Origin of the sequence: Flavobacterium sp. RHBU_24, from assembly GCF_046613695.1 — a bacterium.
GTDB lineage: Bacteria > Bacteroidota > Bacteroidia > Flavobacteriales > Flavobacteriaceae > Flavobacterium.
Genome location: NZ_JBKJHD010000023.1, coordinates 1 through 16,535, shown reverse-complemented (window position 1 = coordinate 16,535; position 16,535 = coordinate 1). Strand labels below are relative to the sequence as shown.

Sequence of the window (16,535 nt, the reverse complement as noted above, 5' to 3'; positions counted from 1 at the left end):
GTAAATTTGTATCTTTATAAAGATGGGTTTATTGAATAATTAAAGATATTTAAGAGGGATTATAGCATTGAAACATGAACAGAAAAAACCTCCAGCATATAAAAATACAACCTTCGGTAAATCCTGAAGAAGGAAAAGAGAACCCTGAACAGGGGTTCCTTACCGCCGAAGGCATAGCCCTGAAGCAAACCTACACCGAAGCCGACACCGAAAACCTGGAGCACCTTGATTTTGGGGCAGGCTTTGCGCCAAACCTCCGCGGGCCATATGCCACCATGTATGTGCAGCGCCCCTGGACCATTCGCCAGTACGCAGGGTTCAGTACCGCCGAGGAGAGCAATGTGTTTTACCGCCGCAACCTTGCTGCGGGGCAAAAGGGCCTCTCTGTAGCTTTTGACCTTGCCACGCACCGGGGATATGATTCTGACCACGAACGTGTAGTGGGCGACGTAGGCAAAGCTGGTGTAGCCATAGACAGCGTGGAAGATATGAAGGTGCTGTTTGATCAGATTCCCTTGGGGGAAATGTCGGTATCTATGACAATGAACGGTGCCGTGCTGCCCATTATGGCCTTTTACATAGTAGCAGCAGAAGAGCAGGGCGTTGCGCCGGAGCTACTTTCGGGCACCATACAAAATGATATCCTTAAGGAGTTTATGGTGCGCAATACCTACATCTACCCCCCTGCCCCATCCATGAAAATTATTGCTGATATTTTTGAATATTCGAGCAAAAAAATGCCCAAATTCAACTCTATCAGCATTTCGGGCTACCACATGCAGGAAGCCGGGGCCACCGCAGATATTGAGTTGGCCTATACATTGGCCGACGGGCTGGAATACATCCGCACCGGGCTTGCGGCAGGTATGAAGATTGACGAATTTGCACCGCGCCTCTCATTCTTCTGGGCCATTGGCATGAACCATTTTATGGAAATAGCCAAGATGCGTGCCGGGCGTATGCTGTGGGCAAAACTGCTGAAACAGTTTAACCCGAAAGACGAAAAATCATTAGCGCTGCGCACCCATTGCCAAACCAGCGGCTGGAGCCTTACCGAGCAGGACCCTTTTAATAATGTAGCGCGTACCTGTATAGAGGCTGCCGCGGCAGCGTTTGGCGGAACGCAGTCACTACACACAAATGCGCTTGATGAGGCTATTGCCCTCCCCACCGATTTTAGCGCACGCATAGCCCGTAACACACAGATTTTTTTGCAGGAAGAAACCAAGATAACTAAAACGGTTGACCCCTGGGGCGGCAGCTATTATGTGGAAAGCCTTACCAACGAGATAGCCCGCAAAGCATGGCTACTCATTGAAGAGGTAGAGGCACTTGGTGGTATGACCAAAGCCATAGAGGCTGGTATACCTAAACTGCGTATAGAAGAAGCCGCCGCACGCAAACAGGCACGCATAGATAGTGGCCAAGACGTTATTGTGGGGGTAAACAAATACAGGCTAAAGAAAGAAGACCTTCTGCAAATATTAGAGGTGGATAACCAAAGTGTACGCCGCCAGCAAATTGAACGCCTGCAGCAAATAAAGGCAACCCGCGATACCGCTAAAGTATCCGAAAGCCTGTCCGCACTTACTACTGCTGCACAGCAGGGCGATGGCAATTTACTTGAACTGGCTATTACGGCTGCACGCCACAGGGCGACACTGGGTGAAATAAGCGACGCTTTAGAAAGCGTTTACGGCAGGTATAAAGCACAAATAAAATCATTTAGTGGCGTGTATAGTAAAGAGATAAAGAACGATGAGGGCTTTGCAAAAGCCAGGCAACTTGCTGATGAATTTGCTAAACTTGATGGCCGCCGCCCCAGGATAATGATAGCCAAAATGGGCCAGGACGGGCACGACCGCGGTGCCAAGGTGGTCGCCACCGGCTACGCCGATGTGGGCTTTGATGTAGACATTGGCCCGCTGTTCCAGACACCGGCTGAAGCCGCAAAGCAAGCTGTAGAAAATGACGTGCATATACTGGGTGTATCATCTCTTGCGGCAGGTCATAAAACGCTAGTGCCTCAGGTTATTGAAGAACTTAAAAAGCACGGCCGCGAAGATATTATGGTTATTGTGGGCGGGGTTATCCCGGCTCAGGACTATAACTTTTTGTTTAATGCGGGGGCGGTAGCGGTTTTTGGCCCAGGCACTAAAATAAGCGAGGCAGCTATTAAGATACTGGAGATCTTGATTAAGGGCATGGCTTAGTGTATGAAAGCCCTGCAATGTGGGGCTTTTTGACTTTAACCTATTTTATCAGGACTCAACGTGCCATTAAATCAAAAAAATTTAACTTTACGGTAAATTGTACAACTATGGATATTAAAAAAGTATTTGACAACAACCGCAGCTGGATTGAAAGGCAACTAAAAACAGACGAACACTATTTTGAAAACCTGGCACAGGGACAGTCGCCGGAAATATTGTATATAGGGTGCAGCGATAGCCGCGTTACCGCCGAAGAGCTTATGGGAATAGCCCCCGGCGAAGCTGTTGTGCACCGCAACATTGCTAACATGGTACCCAATACCGACCTTAACGTTATGTCAGTAATAAACTACGCGGTGAGCCACCTTAAGGTGAAGCATGTTGTGGTGTGCGGGCACTACAACTGCGGTGGCGTAAAGGCAGCAATGCAGCAAACTGACCTGGGCATATTGAACCCCTGGCTGCGTAACATACGCGACGTATACCGCACGCACCGAAACGAGCTTAACGCTATTACCGATGGAGCGGTGCGCTACAACCGGCTTGTAGAGCTTAACGTGCAGGAGCAGTGCATTAACGTAATTAAAACGGCTGAAGTGCAAAAGGCCGCGCAGGAAAGGGGCGTTACCGTGCACGGATGGATATTTGATATACAATCAGGCAAACTTATAGACTTAAATATTGATTTTGAAAAAGTTACAAAAGGTATTGTAGACATTTACCGTATTGACACGGAATAAGGGATTTATTTTTTTGTGATTTATGTACAAACGCTATATATTTGCCCACCATTTTTAATAATATTCGGGATGTAGCGCAGCCTGGTAGCGTACTAGCATGGGGTGCTAGGGGTCGCTGGTTCGAATCCAGTCATCCCGACTGAAATGCTTAAAAAATCCGATAAAAACCCGTAAAATATAAGATTTTACGGGTTTTTTGTTGGTTTTTACCTCCAAATCGACCCTAATGATATCATATAATGGTGAGTTATTAGGTGAGTCTTTTCACTTTTAAAAAAAAGACTCACCAGAAACGAATTAAACATTGTTTAATAATAAGTTACAATGATTTTTTAACATTTAAACGCCAAATAATGCTGCTTAACGCCACCTTTGTGTGAGCAACTGAGTTGAGTCGGTACTTAATGAAGTTTAATTTAAAGCAGTATTTTATGAAGACGATAAACACCTTTGGTATCCATTTCTTCACCAGATCTTTGCTGCAGTTTGATGATGGGAAGTACTTGAAAAACAACCTCCTTTTATCGCAGCTACCTGGTGTCGAAGGTATCTGCAAGGGTAATTTTTTCCTGTTCATCAAACACCACCTTCCTGCTTTCCCCATCCGGAAACTCAAACCTACCATTAACGACATACTTATACTCCGTAAATCGAAAGCCCGTCGCTATTTCAACAGTGAGCCTGTAGTGCCCAGTAATGCTATCATACTGCATTGGTGTGTCTTGTTTCCAGCTTAATGGCTTATCAGTGCCGCGTACTGCCGCAGTACAGCCAGGCGGCAGGTCCTTAGCATCAAGTGTAAACGTAATGGTTCTTTTTGTAACCGGCTGTACACATGAGGCTAAAAGCAACGCGGCTAGCATAAGGTATATATATTTCATTTTGTCAATTTTTTAAAGATAATGTAATCCAAACCGAATCGCCCGCTGCCTAACACCATTGTATACAGGGCAACAAAGGAGAAGCCAAGGGCCGGAAGCATATTCCAATAGCCATTTTGCATTTGCTGGCAAAAAGCGGCTACCAGCATTGTTATGAAGATTAGCAGCGAGGCTATCCTGGTTTGTAAACCAGCCAGTAGCAGCAAGCCGCCAAATGCTTCGCTGAATGCCCCTATCCACGCAAAAAAAGAAGGAAAAAGGGCAAATGGGCCGCCAAATTCCGCCACGTCGCCGGGAAACCAGAAAGCCACTTCAAAAAAGCCAAGATTAAGTTCCGGATCAGACCAGGGCATGCCAAATTTTCCCGCTCCAAAGTCAAAAGCCATAAAGTAGCCGCACACCAGGCGTGGCAGCGCAAGCGCCGCGTCCTGGCTCCAGTGCGGGAGCGTAAGGGGTGCTGTAAGTCGTTTTAATAATTTCATGGTAGATTATATTTTTGGCTAAAGTAGCAGCAGGAACACAAACCGATGCGCCAAATTATAATTTAGGCGTAATTTATATTTTACGAATCTGTACATATTTCAATATCTTTAACCCACAAACGGTTACAGTATTAAGTTAAAAGATACCGCTATGCAATTTGATTTTGGGCTCCACAGTTCGCTACTGCTGGTTTTTCTTGCACACCTGTTGGTATATTCTGGGTTATGCCTGCGCAGATATGTGGCAGAGAAATACGCGTCGGACTTTTGGCTTTCCCTGCTCCTATTGCTTACATTCCTATATGTTTGCCCCTGGATGTTAGGTTTTGCGGGCTGGTACTCCAAACAGCCATTTAGAGATATTCTTTTTTACGTACCGTTTCAGCACCTCTACGCTATAGGTCCGGCAATTCTTTTTTATGTACTGAGCCTGCTTAACCCGGGTTTCAGCTTCCGGAAAAAGTTTCTTATACATTTTATCCCTGCGGGACTCTATATAGTGTATTCTTTATTAATATTTGTCTACGATAAGCTAATCTTTGGTCGATACTATTTCCTCGCCGATGAACGCGACCGTGATTTTGACGACTGGTATCAGATAAGCGGCTTTATCAGTATGATTATTTACTTTGTTGCAGCGCTCCGCTTTTATCTCAGCTACCGGAAAATCGTACTCAGTTTCCTCAGTAACGCCGATGCTTTTTCTTTTACATACATTCGAAATTTTCTCATCGCCGTCCTATGTATACTGGTAAGCTGGTGCATAGTAGCTATTTATGGGCTTTTCTTTAGGGTAAACTTCCTGGACAGCTGGTGGCATTTTTTGTTCTTTTCCATTTTTAGCTATTATGTGGCTATAGCCGGCTATTCTAATGCGGTACGGTCTAAATTATATATCGAAAGGTGGACCCTGCGCTCAACAGGCAGTATACTTTTAGCTAAAGGAAGCAAAAGGCTTCAAAATGGCCCCTCCGAAATGGTGCTGCTGGCAGAGCCTCAAGAGATACAGGAGCCGAAACCTGAACCTGTGGCAGAAGAATATCCGGAATGGCTGGAGAGGATTAATGCGTTAATGGAATCTGAAAAATGTTATGAAGACCCTGAATTAAGCCTTCCGCAGCTTGCGGCCCGGCTGCAGCTTAGCGTACCGGCACTGAGCCGGATAGTTAATAAAGGAAGTGGCAGGAACTTTAACGATTTTATAAACGGGTACCGTGTAAGTGCTGTTATGGCTCTGCTTACCGAAGGCGCACACAAAAAAAGCACCATTCTGGGCCTGGCTTATGACTGTGGCTTTAACAGCAAAAGTACCTTTAACAGGGCTTTTAGAAAGCAGACGGGGTTGTCTCCAAAAGATTTTGTTACATCACTGGGTAAAAATAAATAGGGCTCATATTATAATCTGGTCGCTTTGCCTGCGCTATGCTGCCTACATTTGCGTAGCGTGCCATGCAACAGGATACTGAAACAAATCCTTAGCCGTGCAGCAAAACCTTAAAAACATTAGTATGAAAGCATCAATTATAGCCATTTTGTTCCTGTTTGTAACTACATTATCTTCAATAAAGGCCCAAACACCGCTTCAAAACCGTATTAAGAAAGTGGAAAATGGCCTCATTCCCTACGTGCCTGTTAAAGGTTTGCCAGGCTGGACGATTGCGCAGCGCATGGGCACGCACAAGATACCGGGAATGAGTATCGCCGTTATCGATAATTACAAAATTGATTTCGCAAAAAGCTACGGATATGCTGATACGATACAAAAAGTGCCGGCAACAAATAATACCATCTATTCTGCGGGCTCTGTAAGTAAAATGGTAACGGCCATTATTGTAATGCGGCTGGTAGACAAAGGCCTCCTCGACCTTGATACTGATGTGAACCAATACCTTACCACCTGGAAAATCGAACCAAGTAGCTATACTGTGGGCAAAGGTACCACCCTGCGTATGCTCCTGAGCCATACGGCAGGCACGAGCCAGAGTTCCTACTGGGGTTTTAAGCAGGGGCAGGCACCGTTGCCCTCCATTAAGCAGATACTGGACGGCGATCCAATAGCAGGAACAAGGCGTGTAGTTGTTAACAGTGAGCCTGGCAAGGAATTTAGGTACAGTGGCGGCGGGTACATGATTGTTCAGATGGTGCTGATGGACGTACTTAAGGCAGACTTTGAAACAATTGCCCGTAAGTACGTTTTTAATCCGCTAAAAATGGACAGCAGTACATTTGACCAGCCGCTCCCAAAAAAGTATCTTACGAGGCTGTCCACCGGCTATTCTGAGGCGCCATGGTACACTCCCGGAACCTATGTGTATCCGCAGCAGGCAGCAGCAGGCCTGCATACAAACGCCACTGATCTTGCGTTGCTCATAATTGAAATGGAGAAAAGCCTGGCAGGCACATCATCTTTCCTGAAGACGGAGACTGTAAGGCAGATGCTTACCCCCCAAATTGAGATTAGTAATGGACAATACACCGAAGAAATGGGCTTAGGCGCGTTTCTTTACAGGCGTTCTGATGCCACAGGCGATAACGTATCTTACTTTGAACACGTTGGCGTAAATGCCGGCTTTGTAGGCTTCGCAACCGGCAGTCTTGCGGGCGGGCATGGCGTCTTGATACTTTTAAACTCCGGCGATGATTTTAACGGCTTTGGTAAAGAGCTTATCCGGAGCATTGCGGCAGCGTATCAATGGCCCGCATTTTTGCCTGACACGCTGCTACCGGCCAAGCTGACTGAGAAAGAACTTGAAGAATTCTGCGGGCGCTACAGGAAAGGTCCCAATGAAGTGGTAGAGATTATGCGGCGGGATGGCCATTTTGCCGAGCGGATTAACGGAGGCAAAGAGATATTGTGTTTCCCAACCGGCAACGATTCTATTGTATTTTCAGACTATAATATAAAAGGCCTATTTTTACGTGACAGTTCAGGCAGGATATCTGCCTTGCGGACAGAATACCAGATTGATGATCAAGCCTGGCCCTTTATGTCTGAAGGGCAATACACGGCACGCGAATATATTACCGCAGGGAAATATGTTGAAGCGGAGCGTGCAATACTTACAGATAAGCTATCAGAGAACGAACTGACGTACTGGTCATATGAATTGATAAATTCAAAAAAACCGGATGTTGAGGGGATAGGTGCCATTCTTAAGTCAGCGCTTGCATTATATCCTGAAAGCCCTATTGTTCATTTGCGCATGGGCGACCTGGCCTTACTCAATGGTAACAAGGCTGAAGCACGCGCCCATTATGAAAAGGCCTGTGCGCTGGACCCGGAGGCGCAAGACTGCAACGTCAAACTGAAAGCTACAGAATAGCCTTCTTAAAGGCGTGCAGTCGCTGCCGGAGAGCTTAGGTAATAATCCACCGCCATATTCCGAAGACACACTCATTATGGTTACGGCTACTTTTCCTGCATAGCGACAAAGCAAAATTCAGTATCGTATCAGTACTAGCTTTGAGATTATCTATTTGTTGATAGACCTGATAATCGAGAAATTTATTGTTGGGATTAGCCTTTTTAGGGATTCCGAAACGCAGAAACGCCCCGACACATCTAAAATTGCATATTTTGAATTCATTTTTATAATAAAATATACTGACTTGAAGTACTGTCATGTAAAATTTCCCACCACATAAATTGAATAATTTCAAATTAAAAAATAAAACACTGAATTAAAAGCTATTTAAATATTTTAATTTCATTAAGAACCGTCATAATAGGCACAAGGTGTTCGACTGCAATCCCTGACAGTTCACATATCATTAAAACCTCAGTATTTACTGGGGTTTTATTTTTATAGTCTGATGGATAATTGAATTTTGTAAAAATTTTTATCGTCAAAAGCAATAGTTTCGGACACTGTCTCCGCTGAATTCTTAAGCGTAATTTGGGAACATCACATGGAGAGGGGCTGTAAACCGCTAAAGCCACAGATAGTATGTGCAAAGTTCAATGCTTTCCAAACTGCGTTAATGCACCCCTTCTACGAATACGTTTTAGCTTTATTGCAGCAGATTTATAGCCGCAATCGATTTTTTTATCCGAAATTGCTAAACTTTCATAATCCCACAATTACAGTAATACTAATGAAAAACGAATGTTTTTTCACGGTGATTTTATTCATTTTGCTCACCAACGCCGCTTTTGCTCAACTACCTGTCAGCAATTCCCAGCAGGGCACCCGTCAATTTCCATTGGTCGCTAACGCAATAGTTTCAGGTATATATGTAGATTCCTCAGAAAATATACTGGTGAACAAAGCCGCACACTTCCTGTCGGCAGATATTGAAATGGTTACTGGGAAAAAACCTGATGTTAATAAAGGATTTTCCAACCTTGGGAATAACGTGGTAATAATCGGCACGATAGGGAACAGCAAACTTATCTCAAACCTCGTAAAGAGCAAGAAAATAAACATTGATGAAATAAATGGCTGCTGGGAAGGTTTTATGATCCAGACAGTCCGCAAACCCTTTCCGGGTGTTGAAAAGGCCCTGGTTATTGTCGGCTCGGACAGGCGGGGTGCCGCTTTTGGTACCTTTACGGTTTCGGAAAGCATTGGCGTATCACCATGGTACTGGTGGGCGGACGTACCGGTTAAAAAAAACGCGCAAATCTTTATGGATGAAGTACGCTATGTTTCGAAAGGCCCCGCTGTGAAATACAGGGGAATTTTCATTAACGACGAATCACCTGCCTTCCGGTACTGGGCTTTTGAGAAATTCGGGGGCATCAACCACCAGTGTTACGAGAAAATATTTGAGCTGCTTTTACGGCAAAAAGCGAATTTTCTATGGCCTTCGATGTGGCTGCCTACCATGTTTAACGTAGATGATCCCCTGAACCCTAAAACCGCAGATGAATTTGGCATCGTTATGTCTACCAGCCATCACGAGCCGATGATGCGCGCCCATAACGAGTGGTCGCTCTTCAATGGCGGCGCCTGGGACTATACTAAAAACAAGGAAAAGCTTCAGGAATTCTGGCGCGGGGGAATTGAACGCATGGGGAATTATGAAAGCGTTGTAACGGTTGGCATGCGCGGGGATGGCGATGCGGGTATGAGCGAGGAGACGGCTGTAGACCTGCTTAAAGAAATAATAAAAGACCAAAGGGAGATTATAAGCAACGTAACAGGGAAGCCGGCTGAAACAGTGCCCCAGGTTTGGGCAATTTATAAAGAAGTGCAGGACTATTACGACAAAGGGATGCGGGTGGACGATGACATTACCGTGTTATTCAGCGACGATAACTGGGGCAATATCCGCTACCTGCCCGAAAAGGAACCGCAGGGCAGTAAAAAGAAATACGGGATGTATTACCATGTAGATTATGTAGGCGCGCCGGTATCCTATCGTTGGCAAAATGTTACCCAGATAGAACGCATATGGCAGCAAATGAAACTTACATATGAACACGGTGTTAAAGACCTTTGGATTGTGAACGTGGGGGACATAAAACCTATGGAACTCCCTATTAGTTTTTTTATGGATTATGCCTGGAACCCTGGTGCCATAAAAGCAAAAGACCTGCCGTTGTACTACCGCAAATGGGCAGAGCAACAATTCGGGGTAGTATACGCAACGGAAATTGCTGAAATAATGGCTTTATATACCAAATACAATGCCCGCCGTACACCGGAAATGCTTAAGCCGGAAACGTACAGCATAGAAAACTTCCGAGAGGCAGACCGCATCATAACCGATTTTAATGAACTGGCAGACAGAAGTGAAACCCTCTACAGCAAACTTGGAAGCGAATACAAAGATGCCTTCTACCAACTGGTGCTCTCCCCTGTAAAAATGTGTGCCAACCTTAATGAAATGTATGTTTGCGCCGGCAAAAACAGGTATTATGCCGAACGGGGTGCTGCTGCCGCCAACTTCTACGCGGATAGGACGAAAGAATTATTTGGGCAGGACAAAAAACTGACTGAAGAATACCACCAAATGAACAACGGCAAATGGAACCACATGATGTCCCAAACACATATAGGCTATACAGGCTGGTATCACCCTCCGTTAAATGCCATGCCGGCTGTAACTTATGTACAGGTGCCCGATGCTGCCGAACTTGGTTACCTTATTGAATACGGCAGAAGACCTGTTTGGGGATGGCTGGATGTAGAGGCCGACTGGGATTTTAGCACCTCATTTCCAATATTTGACCCTCTTAACAATCAAAACTTCTATATTGATATCATTAACCGCGGACAACAGCCGTTATCTTATACGATTAAAGCGCTTGATCCCTGGATTAAACTTTCGCCCACCTCCGGCACCACACAATTTAACGATAAAGTATATGCCAGCATCGACTGGAATAAGCTGCCTAAAGATGTTACAACCGGGCACATCTCCGTATCCGGTGCCGGAAAAGAATATAAAATAGTAGTGCCGGTTAGGCAAAAACAGCCGCAAGCCGCCGGCTTTATCGAGAACCAAGGTACGTTAGCATTTGAAGCCAGCCATTTTACGGGCAATGTAAACGGTAAAAATATGGACTGGGAAGTAGTGCCTAATCTTGGGCGCACGGGGGACGGCCTGCTTATTAACGCAGTAAACAATAAGGTTGAGGGCAACAACAAACCCTGCTTCGAATATAAGTTCACGCTTTTAGACGCTGCGGACGAGGCCGAAATAAGTGCCTTCCTCTACCCCCTACAGGACTTCTCAAAAAGCGGCGGCTTGAAATTTGCCCTGTCTATTGACGGCCGCGAACCCGAGATTATTAACATTAACGAAGGGGAAGAGATGCCTGATTATAAATATGCTCCCTGGTGGAGCAAATCCGTAGGAGACCACATCAAAATCAAATCTTTAAAAGTCAAAGGGCTGTCTTCAGGCACCCATGTCCTGAAAGTATGGCCAATAGATAGTGCAGTTGTTTTCCAGAAATTCGTGATTGATACCGGCAGCGGCAAGGACTCTTACCTTGGAGCCCCTGAAAGCATTTTTGTAAAATAATCTAATCCTTTTTGCCAATTTAATTATCTGATACACTCCTTATGCTACAAAGATTAATATGCATTGCTTTACTATTTATATGCACTGTGGCGAATGCACAAAATACGAATAATACATTAAGCCTATTACCGAATTACATACAGCAAACTGCTGCTGCGGATGCTTTCAGGATTTCAGCCGATGGAAAAACAGCGCCTATCTACGTAGACCCGGCAGATTGGAAAGGTGTAAGAAGGGCTGCAAATGATCTTGGTGATGATATACGCAAGGTAACGGGTACCGCATCACTGGTAGTGGAAAGCACCAAGCCTGCTGCCGGGTCGATTATAGTGGGCACCATTGGTAAAAGCAAATTGATAGACCAGCTTGTAGCCGCAAAAAAATTAGATGTAAGTGCCCTTAAAGGGCAATGGGAATCTTTTGTAATACAAACCGTAGGCAATAACCTGGTTATTGCCGGTAGCGATAAGCGTGGCACCATTTATAGTATCTACGATGTTTCGGAGAAGATGGGAGTATCGCCCTGGTATTGGTGGGCCGATGCCCCTGTAAAAAAAAGCAATGCAGTATACATCAAACCGGGGCGCTATGTACAACCTTCGCCCAAGGTAAAATACCGTGGTATTTTTATCAATGATGAAAGCCCTTCCTTTACGGGCTGGGCAACGGCAAAATTTGGTGGTGTTAATTCAAAAGCTTATGCACACATGTTTGAATTGCTGCTGCGGTTAAAAGCCAACTATTTATGGCCGGCCATGTGGGGCAATGCGTTTAATGAGGACGACCCCATGAGCCCTGTCCTTGCCGATGAGTACGGCGTTGTAATGGGCACCTCACACCACGAGCCGATGATGCGCTCACAAAAGGAATACACCAAACGTAAAGACGCGATTGGCCCATGGGATTATGTGACCAACGCAGAGAACCTGAAAAAATTCTGGGCTGAAGGCCTGGAGCGTAACAAAAACTACGATAACCTCATTACCATGAGCATGCGCGGCGACGGCGACGTGGCTATGGGCAAGGGCGATGATGCTGAGAACATCATGACCCTGAAAAAGGTTATTGCTGACCAGCGGGAGATTATCCGCAAAGTATATGGCAAAGATCCAAGCGAAGTACCTCAGCTTTGGGCCATATTTACAGAGGTGCAACGGTACTACGACGCAGGGATGAACGTACCGGATGATGTAACCCTGCTCTTCTGCGATAACAACTGGGGTTACATAAGGCGTACTGCGCCTGCCAAGGAACTGAAACGCAAAGGTGGCATGGGGCTGTATTACCATATTGACATGAATGGCGGGCCCTGGAACGACCGCTGGGTAAATACTACTACTGTACCGAAATTACGCGAACAGTTTAACCTGGCGTATCAAAGCGGTATTGACCGTATCTGGATCGTGAATGTGGGCGACCTTAAGCCTAAGGAAATGCCAATCGATTTTATCATGCGCTATGCCTGGGATCCAAATGCCGTATTGGCTGACCAGACTTTTGATTATATGGTAGACTGGGCTACCGGTATCTTCGGCAGTGAACATGCCACGGAGATTGCAGGCATCGTATCAAAATATTCTAAATACAACCTGATGCGCAAAGCAGAGGTGCAGGATTGCAATATCTTCAGTTTTGTGAATTATGATGAGGCCGAGCGGATAGCAAAACAATGGCAGGAACTGACTGCCCGTGCCGAAACATTGGAGAAAAAGATGCCTAAAGAAGCATTAGATGCTTATTATCAACTGGTGCTGTATCCAACCAAAGCTTCGGCGGGTGTAGCCCAAATGTACTTGGCAGCAGGCAGAAATAACCTTTACGCCAAGCAAGGAAGGGTAAGCGCTAACGACTACGCCACACTTGCGCGTAACCTGTTTGAACTGGATAAGCAGCTAAGCATACGTTACAATGATTCCATTGCCGGTGGCAAATGGAAGAACATGATGAGCGATGTGCACATTGGCTACAAGCAATGGTCAATGCCAAAGCAGAACGCTTTACCGGAACTCATGGAGGTAACACCGTTGCCCGCCCCATCGCTTGGTGCAGCGGTTGAAGGCAGTACAGCGGCCTGGCCCGTTGCTGGTAGCAAAGCCGAATTACCACAGTTTGACGCCTTAGATAAACAACGTTATTACATCGACATTTTTAACCGTGGCACTGGTACGGTACAGTTCACGGCAAAAGCTGATAAGCCCTGGATCAGGCTCAGCGCAAATAAAGGCAGCGCCGAAAAAGAACAACGTATATATGTAGATATTGACTGGCAAACTGCGCCGGAAGGCAAAGCAACCGGCACAATAGAGATAGCACAGGGCGATACCAAATTAACTGTAACTGTAAATACTGTGAAAAAAGCAGCACTTGTCAGTAAAACACCTTATTACGGTGGCTACTCGGGTGAGTTTTCCATCCCCGCTGATAAATTCAGCGCTAGCGTTCCGGACAAGGATGCCAAATGGATCGTGCTGCCAGACCTGGGGAGAGCTGAAGCCTGCATGGGTATTTATCCGGTAACAGCATCAAGTGTCTCTCCCAATAAAGCGCCACGTTTAGAATACAATATATTTCTGCCGGAAGCCGGCCCTACAAAGGTGTGCCTGGGCATACTGCCTACCCAGGATATAAACCCTGCCAGGGGATTAAGGATAGCGGTTGCAATTGACGGTAGTGAACCTATTGTTTTAGATGCAAGAAAAGGATACCACGATGAGTTTAAAGAATATACCCCCGCTAACCTTGCACGGTCTAAAACTTTGATACCCCTGCCAGACCGCGGGCCTGATTATGCCCTTGTGTCGCGCAGCAAACCCCGCAGGAGTGAGGTATTTGACAACCAGCGTTGGCTGGATATAAATCTTGATGTTCAATCCGCAGGGATGCATACATTGAAAATCTATATGGTAGACCCGGAGGTGGTACTTGAACGGATAGTGGTTAATCCAAATGACAAATACCCCAGCTACTTAGGAGCCCCGGCTATTGAACATAAATAGTAGCTTTTAATTTCAGGAAATCTTAAAGAAACGTTCATCTTGACATTTTGGATGTTGCTTTGAGAATATTAAATTTTATTATAAAAATTATATGATGAAATTAAAGATCCGAAAAATCCCGAATTTATTGGCTTCCCTGAAAAAGCTTCCTATTCTCAAAACGAACTGAGAAAATAACAGAAAAGCTGGAATCATTTATCCTGAATGACTGCATATGAACGTTTATAGGATGTAAAAAATGACTAGGTTTGATGACATACACCTTATAATGAAAATCTGCTTTCTTTAAACTTTTATATAGCTAAAAATCATAGAAAAAAGTAACATCTTATTAAAAGTACAGATGAGATAAATTATTAAACTGAAAATTTGAATCCCTGGTTACCTTCAATTACACAAGCTAAAAGCAATGTCGGGGAGATTATTAAAGGGGAACAAAACAACAATAAAATGGTTGCAAATGATAATTAATGGAATGTTGATGGCATCTATCTAAAAATGTACCTATTATAGTATTATGCATTGATGCCGTTTTTCAATTACTGCAATATTTCTTTCGGGAAATTTAATTAAAAGTATGGGTTAAATCTATATAAAATCCTGTATTGTCACGTAGTATGCCTTATTAGTATTGCCCAGTTCAAACCGTAAAAGTAATTATGCACTTATTGTAAGTAGTATGTGATTTTTAATTCTGTACAGATTACTCAATTAATTGAAGTCAATTACTTCGTTCAGTTAAGTAACTATGCGCAACGTTCATGCCAGATAAACAGCTATGCAGGTTTGCCCGGGTTATAGCTGTTTAAAGGGTGTTATAGTCAATTTTGCACTACTTTTTTCCCTTTTTCACTCCATTCTTTCATTCCTTCCAAATAATTTTTTACCTTGATACCGTGCCTGGCGAGTATTGATTGTGCTATGGTGGCACGGTCTCCGCTCTGGCAATGAATTACAATTTCCTTATTCGTATTAATCCTGGAAAGGTTTTTCTCAAGGGTACCCACAAACACATTGTCAGCACCTTTAACATGAGCGCTTTTAAATTCGTTTTCACCACGCACATCAACAATCTGAACGTGCGCTTTACCGATACTTTCTTTAAAAGCCTGAAGGTCTATAATCTCACTGCTTTCGGTTTTTATACCCAAGGAGGTAATATCTTCTACATAACCATAAATATTATCAAGGCCTATGCGCATTAACTTACGGGTAAGGTCATCCATCTGGCTTTCATCGGCAATAAGGATAAATCGCTCCTCATAATTTAAAAACCATCCGCACCAGGTAGCAAAAGAGTTGTTTCCCTGAATGTTTATAGCTCCCGGTATATGTGCCTGGGCAAAATCAGCTTTATTACGCGTATCTATTATTTTTATCCCGTCATGGTACGCTTGTAAAAATACTTCTTTACTCAGTTTACTGTGTTTTGGAACTTCAACAAGCAAAGGACGATCTACTTTATTAAGGTGTTTCATCATGGCAAAATACTTAGGCGGTTCCGGTTGGCCGTCTAACAAATATTCTACAAAACCAGCCTCATTGTCTTTATATTGAAAAGCCCAGTTTCTGATCAGTTCGTACCCTACGGTAGAACTGGGAACGGCGCCTAATGCCTTACCACAAGCCGAACCGGCACCATGCCCCGGCCATACCTGAACATACTCAGGAAGCGCGGCAAAACGCTGTATGGACTCATACATTTGTCTGGCCCCTTTTTCCTGAGTCCCTATAAACCCTGCAGCTTTTTCTAAAAGATCGGGTCTCCCTATATCGCCTACAAAAACAAAGTCGCCCGTAAACACCATAACAGGTTTGTCTGTTGCAGGATGGTCTGTTAACAAAAAACTGATGCTTTCGGGTGTATGCCCCGGTGTGTGCAAAACTTCTAAGGTAAGGTTGCCCACGGTAATTACATCACCGTGTTTTAAGCCTGTGTGGTCAAACTCATACTGCCATCCGTCGCCGCCTTCATCAGAAAGGTACATCTTGGCTCCCGTAGCAGCTGCCAGTTCACGCGATCCTGCCAAAAAATCGGCATGAATATGCGTTTCGGCAATGTGGGTTATCTTCATGTTGTTTTGTTTTGCAATGTCAAGATAGGTATCTATATCCCTTTTAGCATCTATAACTATTGCCTCGCCTTTTGCCTGGCAGCCTATAAAATAGCTTGCCTGAGCCAGTGATTTATCGTATACGTGTTGAAAATACATAGTGTAATTTTTAAATTAAGTTTGTTGTTATTTAT

Annotated in this window: 9 protein-coding genes and 1 tRNA gene; 7 read left to right on the top strand and 3 right to left on the bottom strand. The window is 44.6% G+C overall.

From position 1 onward, the window contains the following. Positions 1–74: 74 nt before the first annotated feature. From scpA to ACLI09_RS16445, 3 genes are all read left to right on the top strand, one after another. Positions 75–2,213 (top strand): methylmalonyl-CoA mutase, encoded by a 2,139-nt coding sequence (gene scpA / locus ACLI09_RS16455; RefSeq protein ID WP_411420739.1) that lies wholly within the window; start codon positions 75–77, stop codon positions 2,211–2,213. A 107-nt stretch (positions 2,214–2,320) separates the two neighbouring features. Further along, the gene (locus tag ACLI09_RS16450; RefSeq protein ID WP_411420738.1) at positions 2,321–2,953 is read left to right on the top strand and encodes a carbonic anhydrase; all 633 of its coding nucleotides are present in this window, start codon (positions 2,321–2,323) and stop codon (positions 2,951–2,953) included. 65 nt (positions 2,954–3,018) lie between these two features. After that, positions 3,019–3,092: transfer RNA gene (locus ACLI09_RS16445), tRNA-Pro, on the top strand. A 391-nt stretch (positions 3,093–3,483) separates the two neighbouring features. On the opposite strand, the gene ACLI09_RS16440 is transcribed toward ACLI09_RS16445, so the two are convergent. Both ACLI09_RS16440 and ACLI09_RS16435 read right to left on the bottom strand, forming a co-directional pair. Beyond that, a complete protein-coding gene (locus ACLI09_RS16440) occupies positions 3,484–3,834 on the bottom strand; it encodes a hypothetical protein (protein WP_411420737.1) in 351 nt (116 codons plus the stop codon). Next, positions 3,831–4,316: a DoxX family protein gene (locus ACLI09_RS16435; protein WP_411420736.1), complete on the bottom strand. Its 486-nt coding sequence runs from the start codon at positions 4,314–4,316 to the stop codon at positions 3,831–3,833. The genes ACLI09_RS16440 and ACLI09_RS16435 overlap by 4 nt, the downstream gene beginning before the upstream one ends. 151 nt (positions 4,317–4,467) lie before the next feature. On the opposite strand from ACLI09_RS16435, the gene ACLI09_RS16430 reads away from it, so the two are divergent. From ACLI09_RS16430 to ACLI09_RS16415, 4 genes are all read left to right on the top strand, one after another. Further along, positions 4,468–5,703: a helix-turn-helix domain-containing protein gene (locus tag ACLI09_RS16430; protein ID WP_411420735.1), complete on the top strand. Its 1,236-nt coding sequence runs from the start codon at positions 4,468–4,470 to the stop codon at positions 5,701–5,703. A 121-nt stretch (positions 5,704–5,824) separates the two neighbouring features. Beyond that, positions 5,825–7,639: a serine hydrolase gene (locus tag ACLI09_RS16425; protein ID WP_411420734.1), complete on the top strand. Its 1,815-nt coding sequence runs from the start codon at positions 5,825–5,827 to the stop codon at positions 7,637–7,639. 937 nt (positions 7,640–8,576) lie between these two features. Beyond that, a complete protein-coding gene (locus ACLI09_RS16420; RefSeq protein ID WP_411420733.1) occupies positions 8,577–11,291 on the top strand; it encodes a glycosyl hydrolase 115 family protein in 2,715 nt (904 codons plus the stop codon). 41 nt (positions 11,292–11,332) lie between these two features. Further along, a complete protein-coding gene (locus ACLI09_RS16415) occupies positions 11,333–14,287 on the top strand; it encodes a glycosyl hydrolase 115 family protein (protein WP_411420732.1) in 2,955 nt (984 codons plus the stop codon). Between the two features lie 821 nt (positions 14,288–15,108). Here the strand turns inward: ACLI09_RS16415 and ACLI09_RS16410 are convergent. After that, the gene (locus ACLI09_RS16410) at positions 15,109–16,500 is read right to left on the bottom strand and encodes an MBL fold metallo-hydrolase (RefSeq protein WP_411420731.1); all 1,392 of its coding nucleotides are present in this window, start codon (positions 16,498–16,500) and stop codon (positions 15,109–15,111) included. Positions 16,501–16,535: the final 35 nt, after the last annotated feature.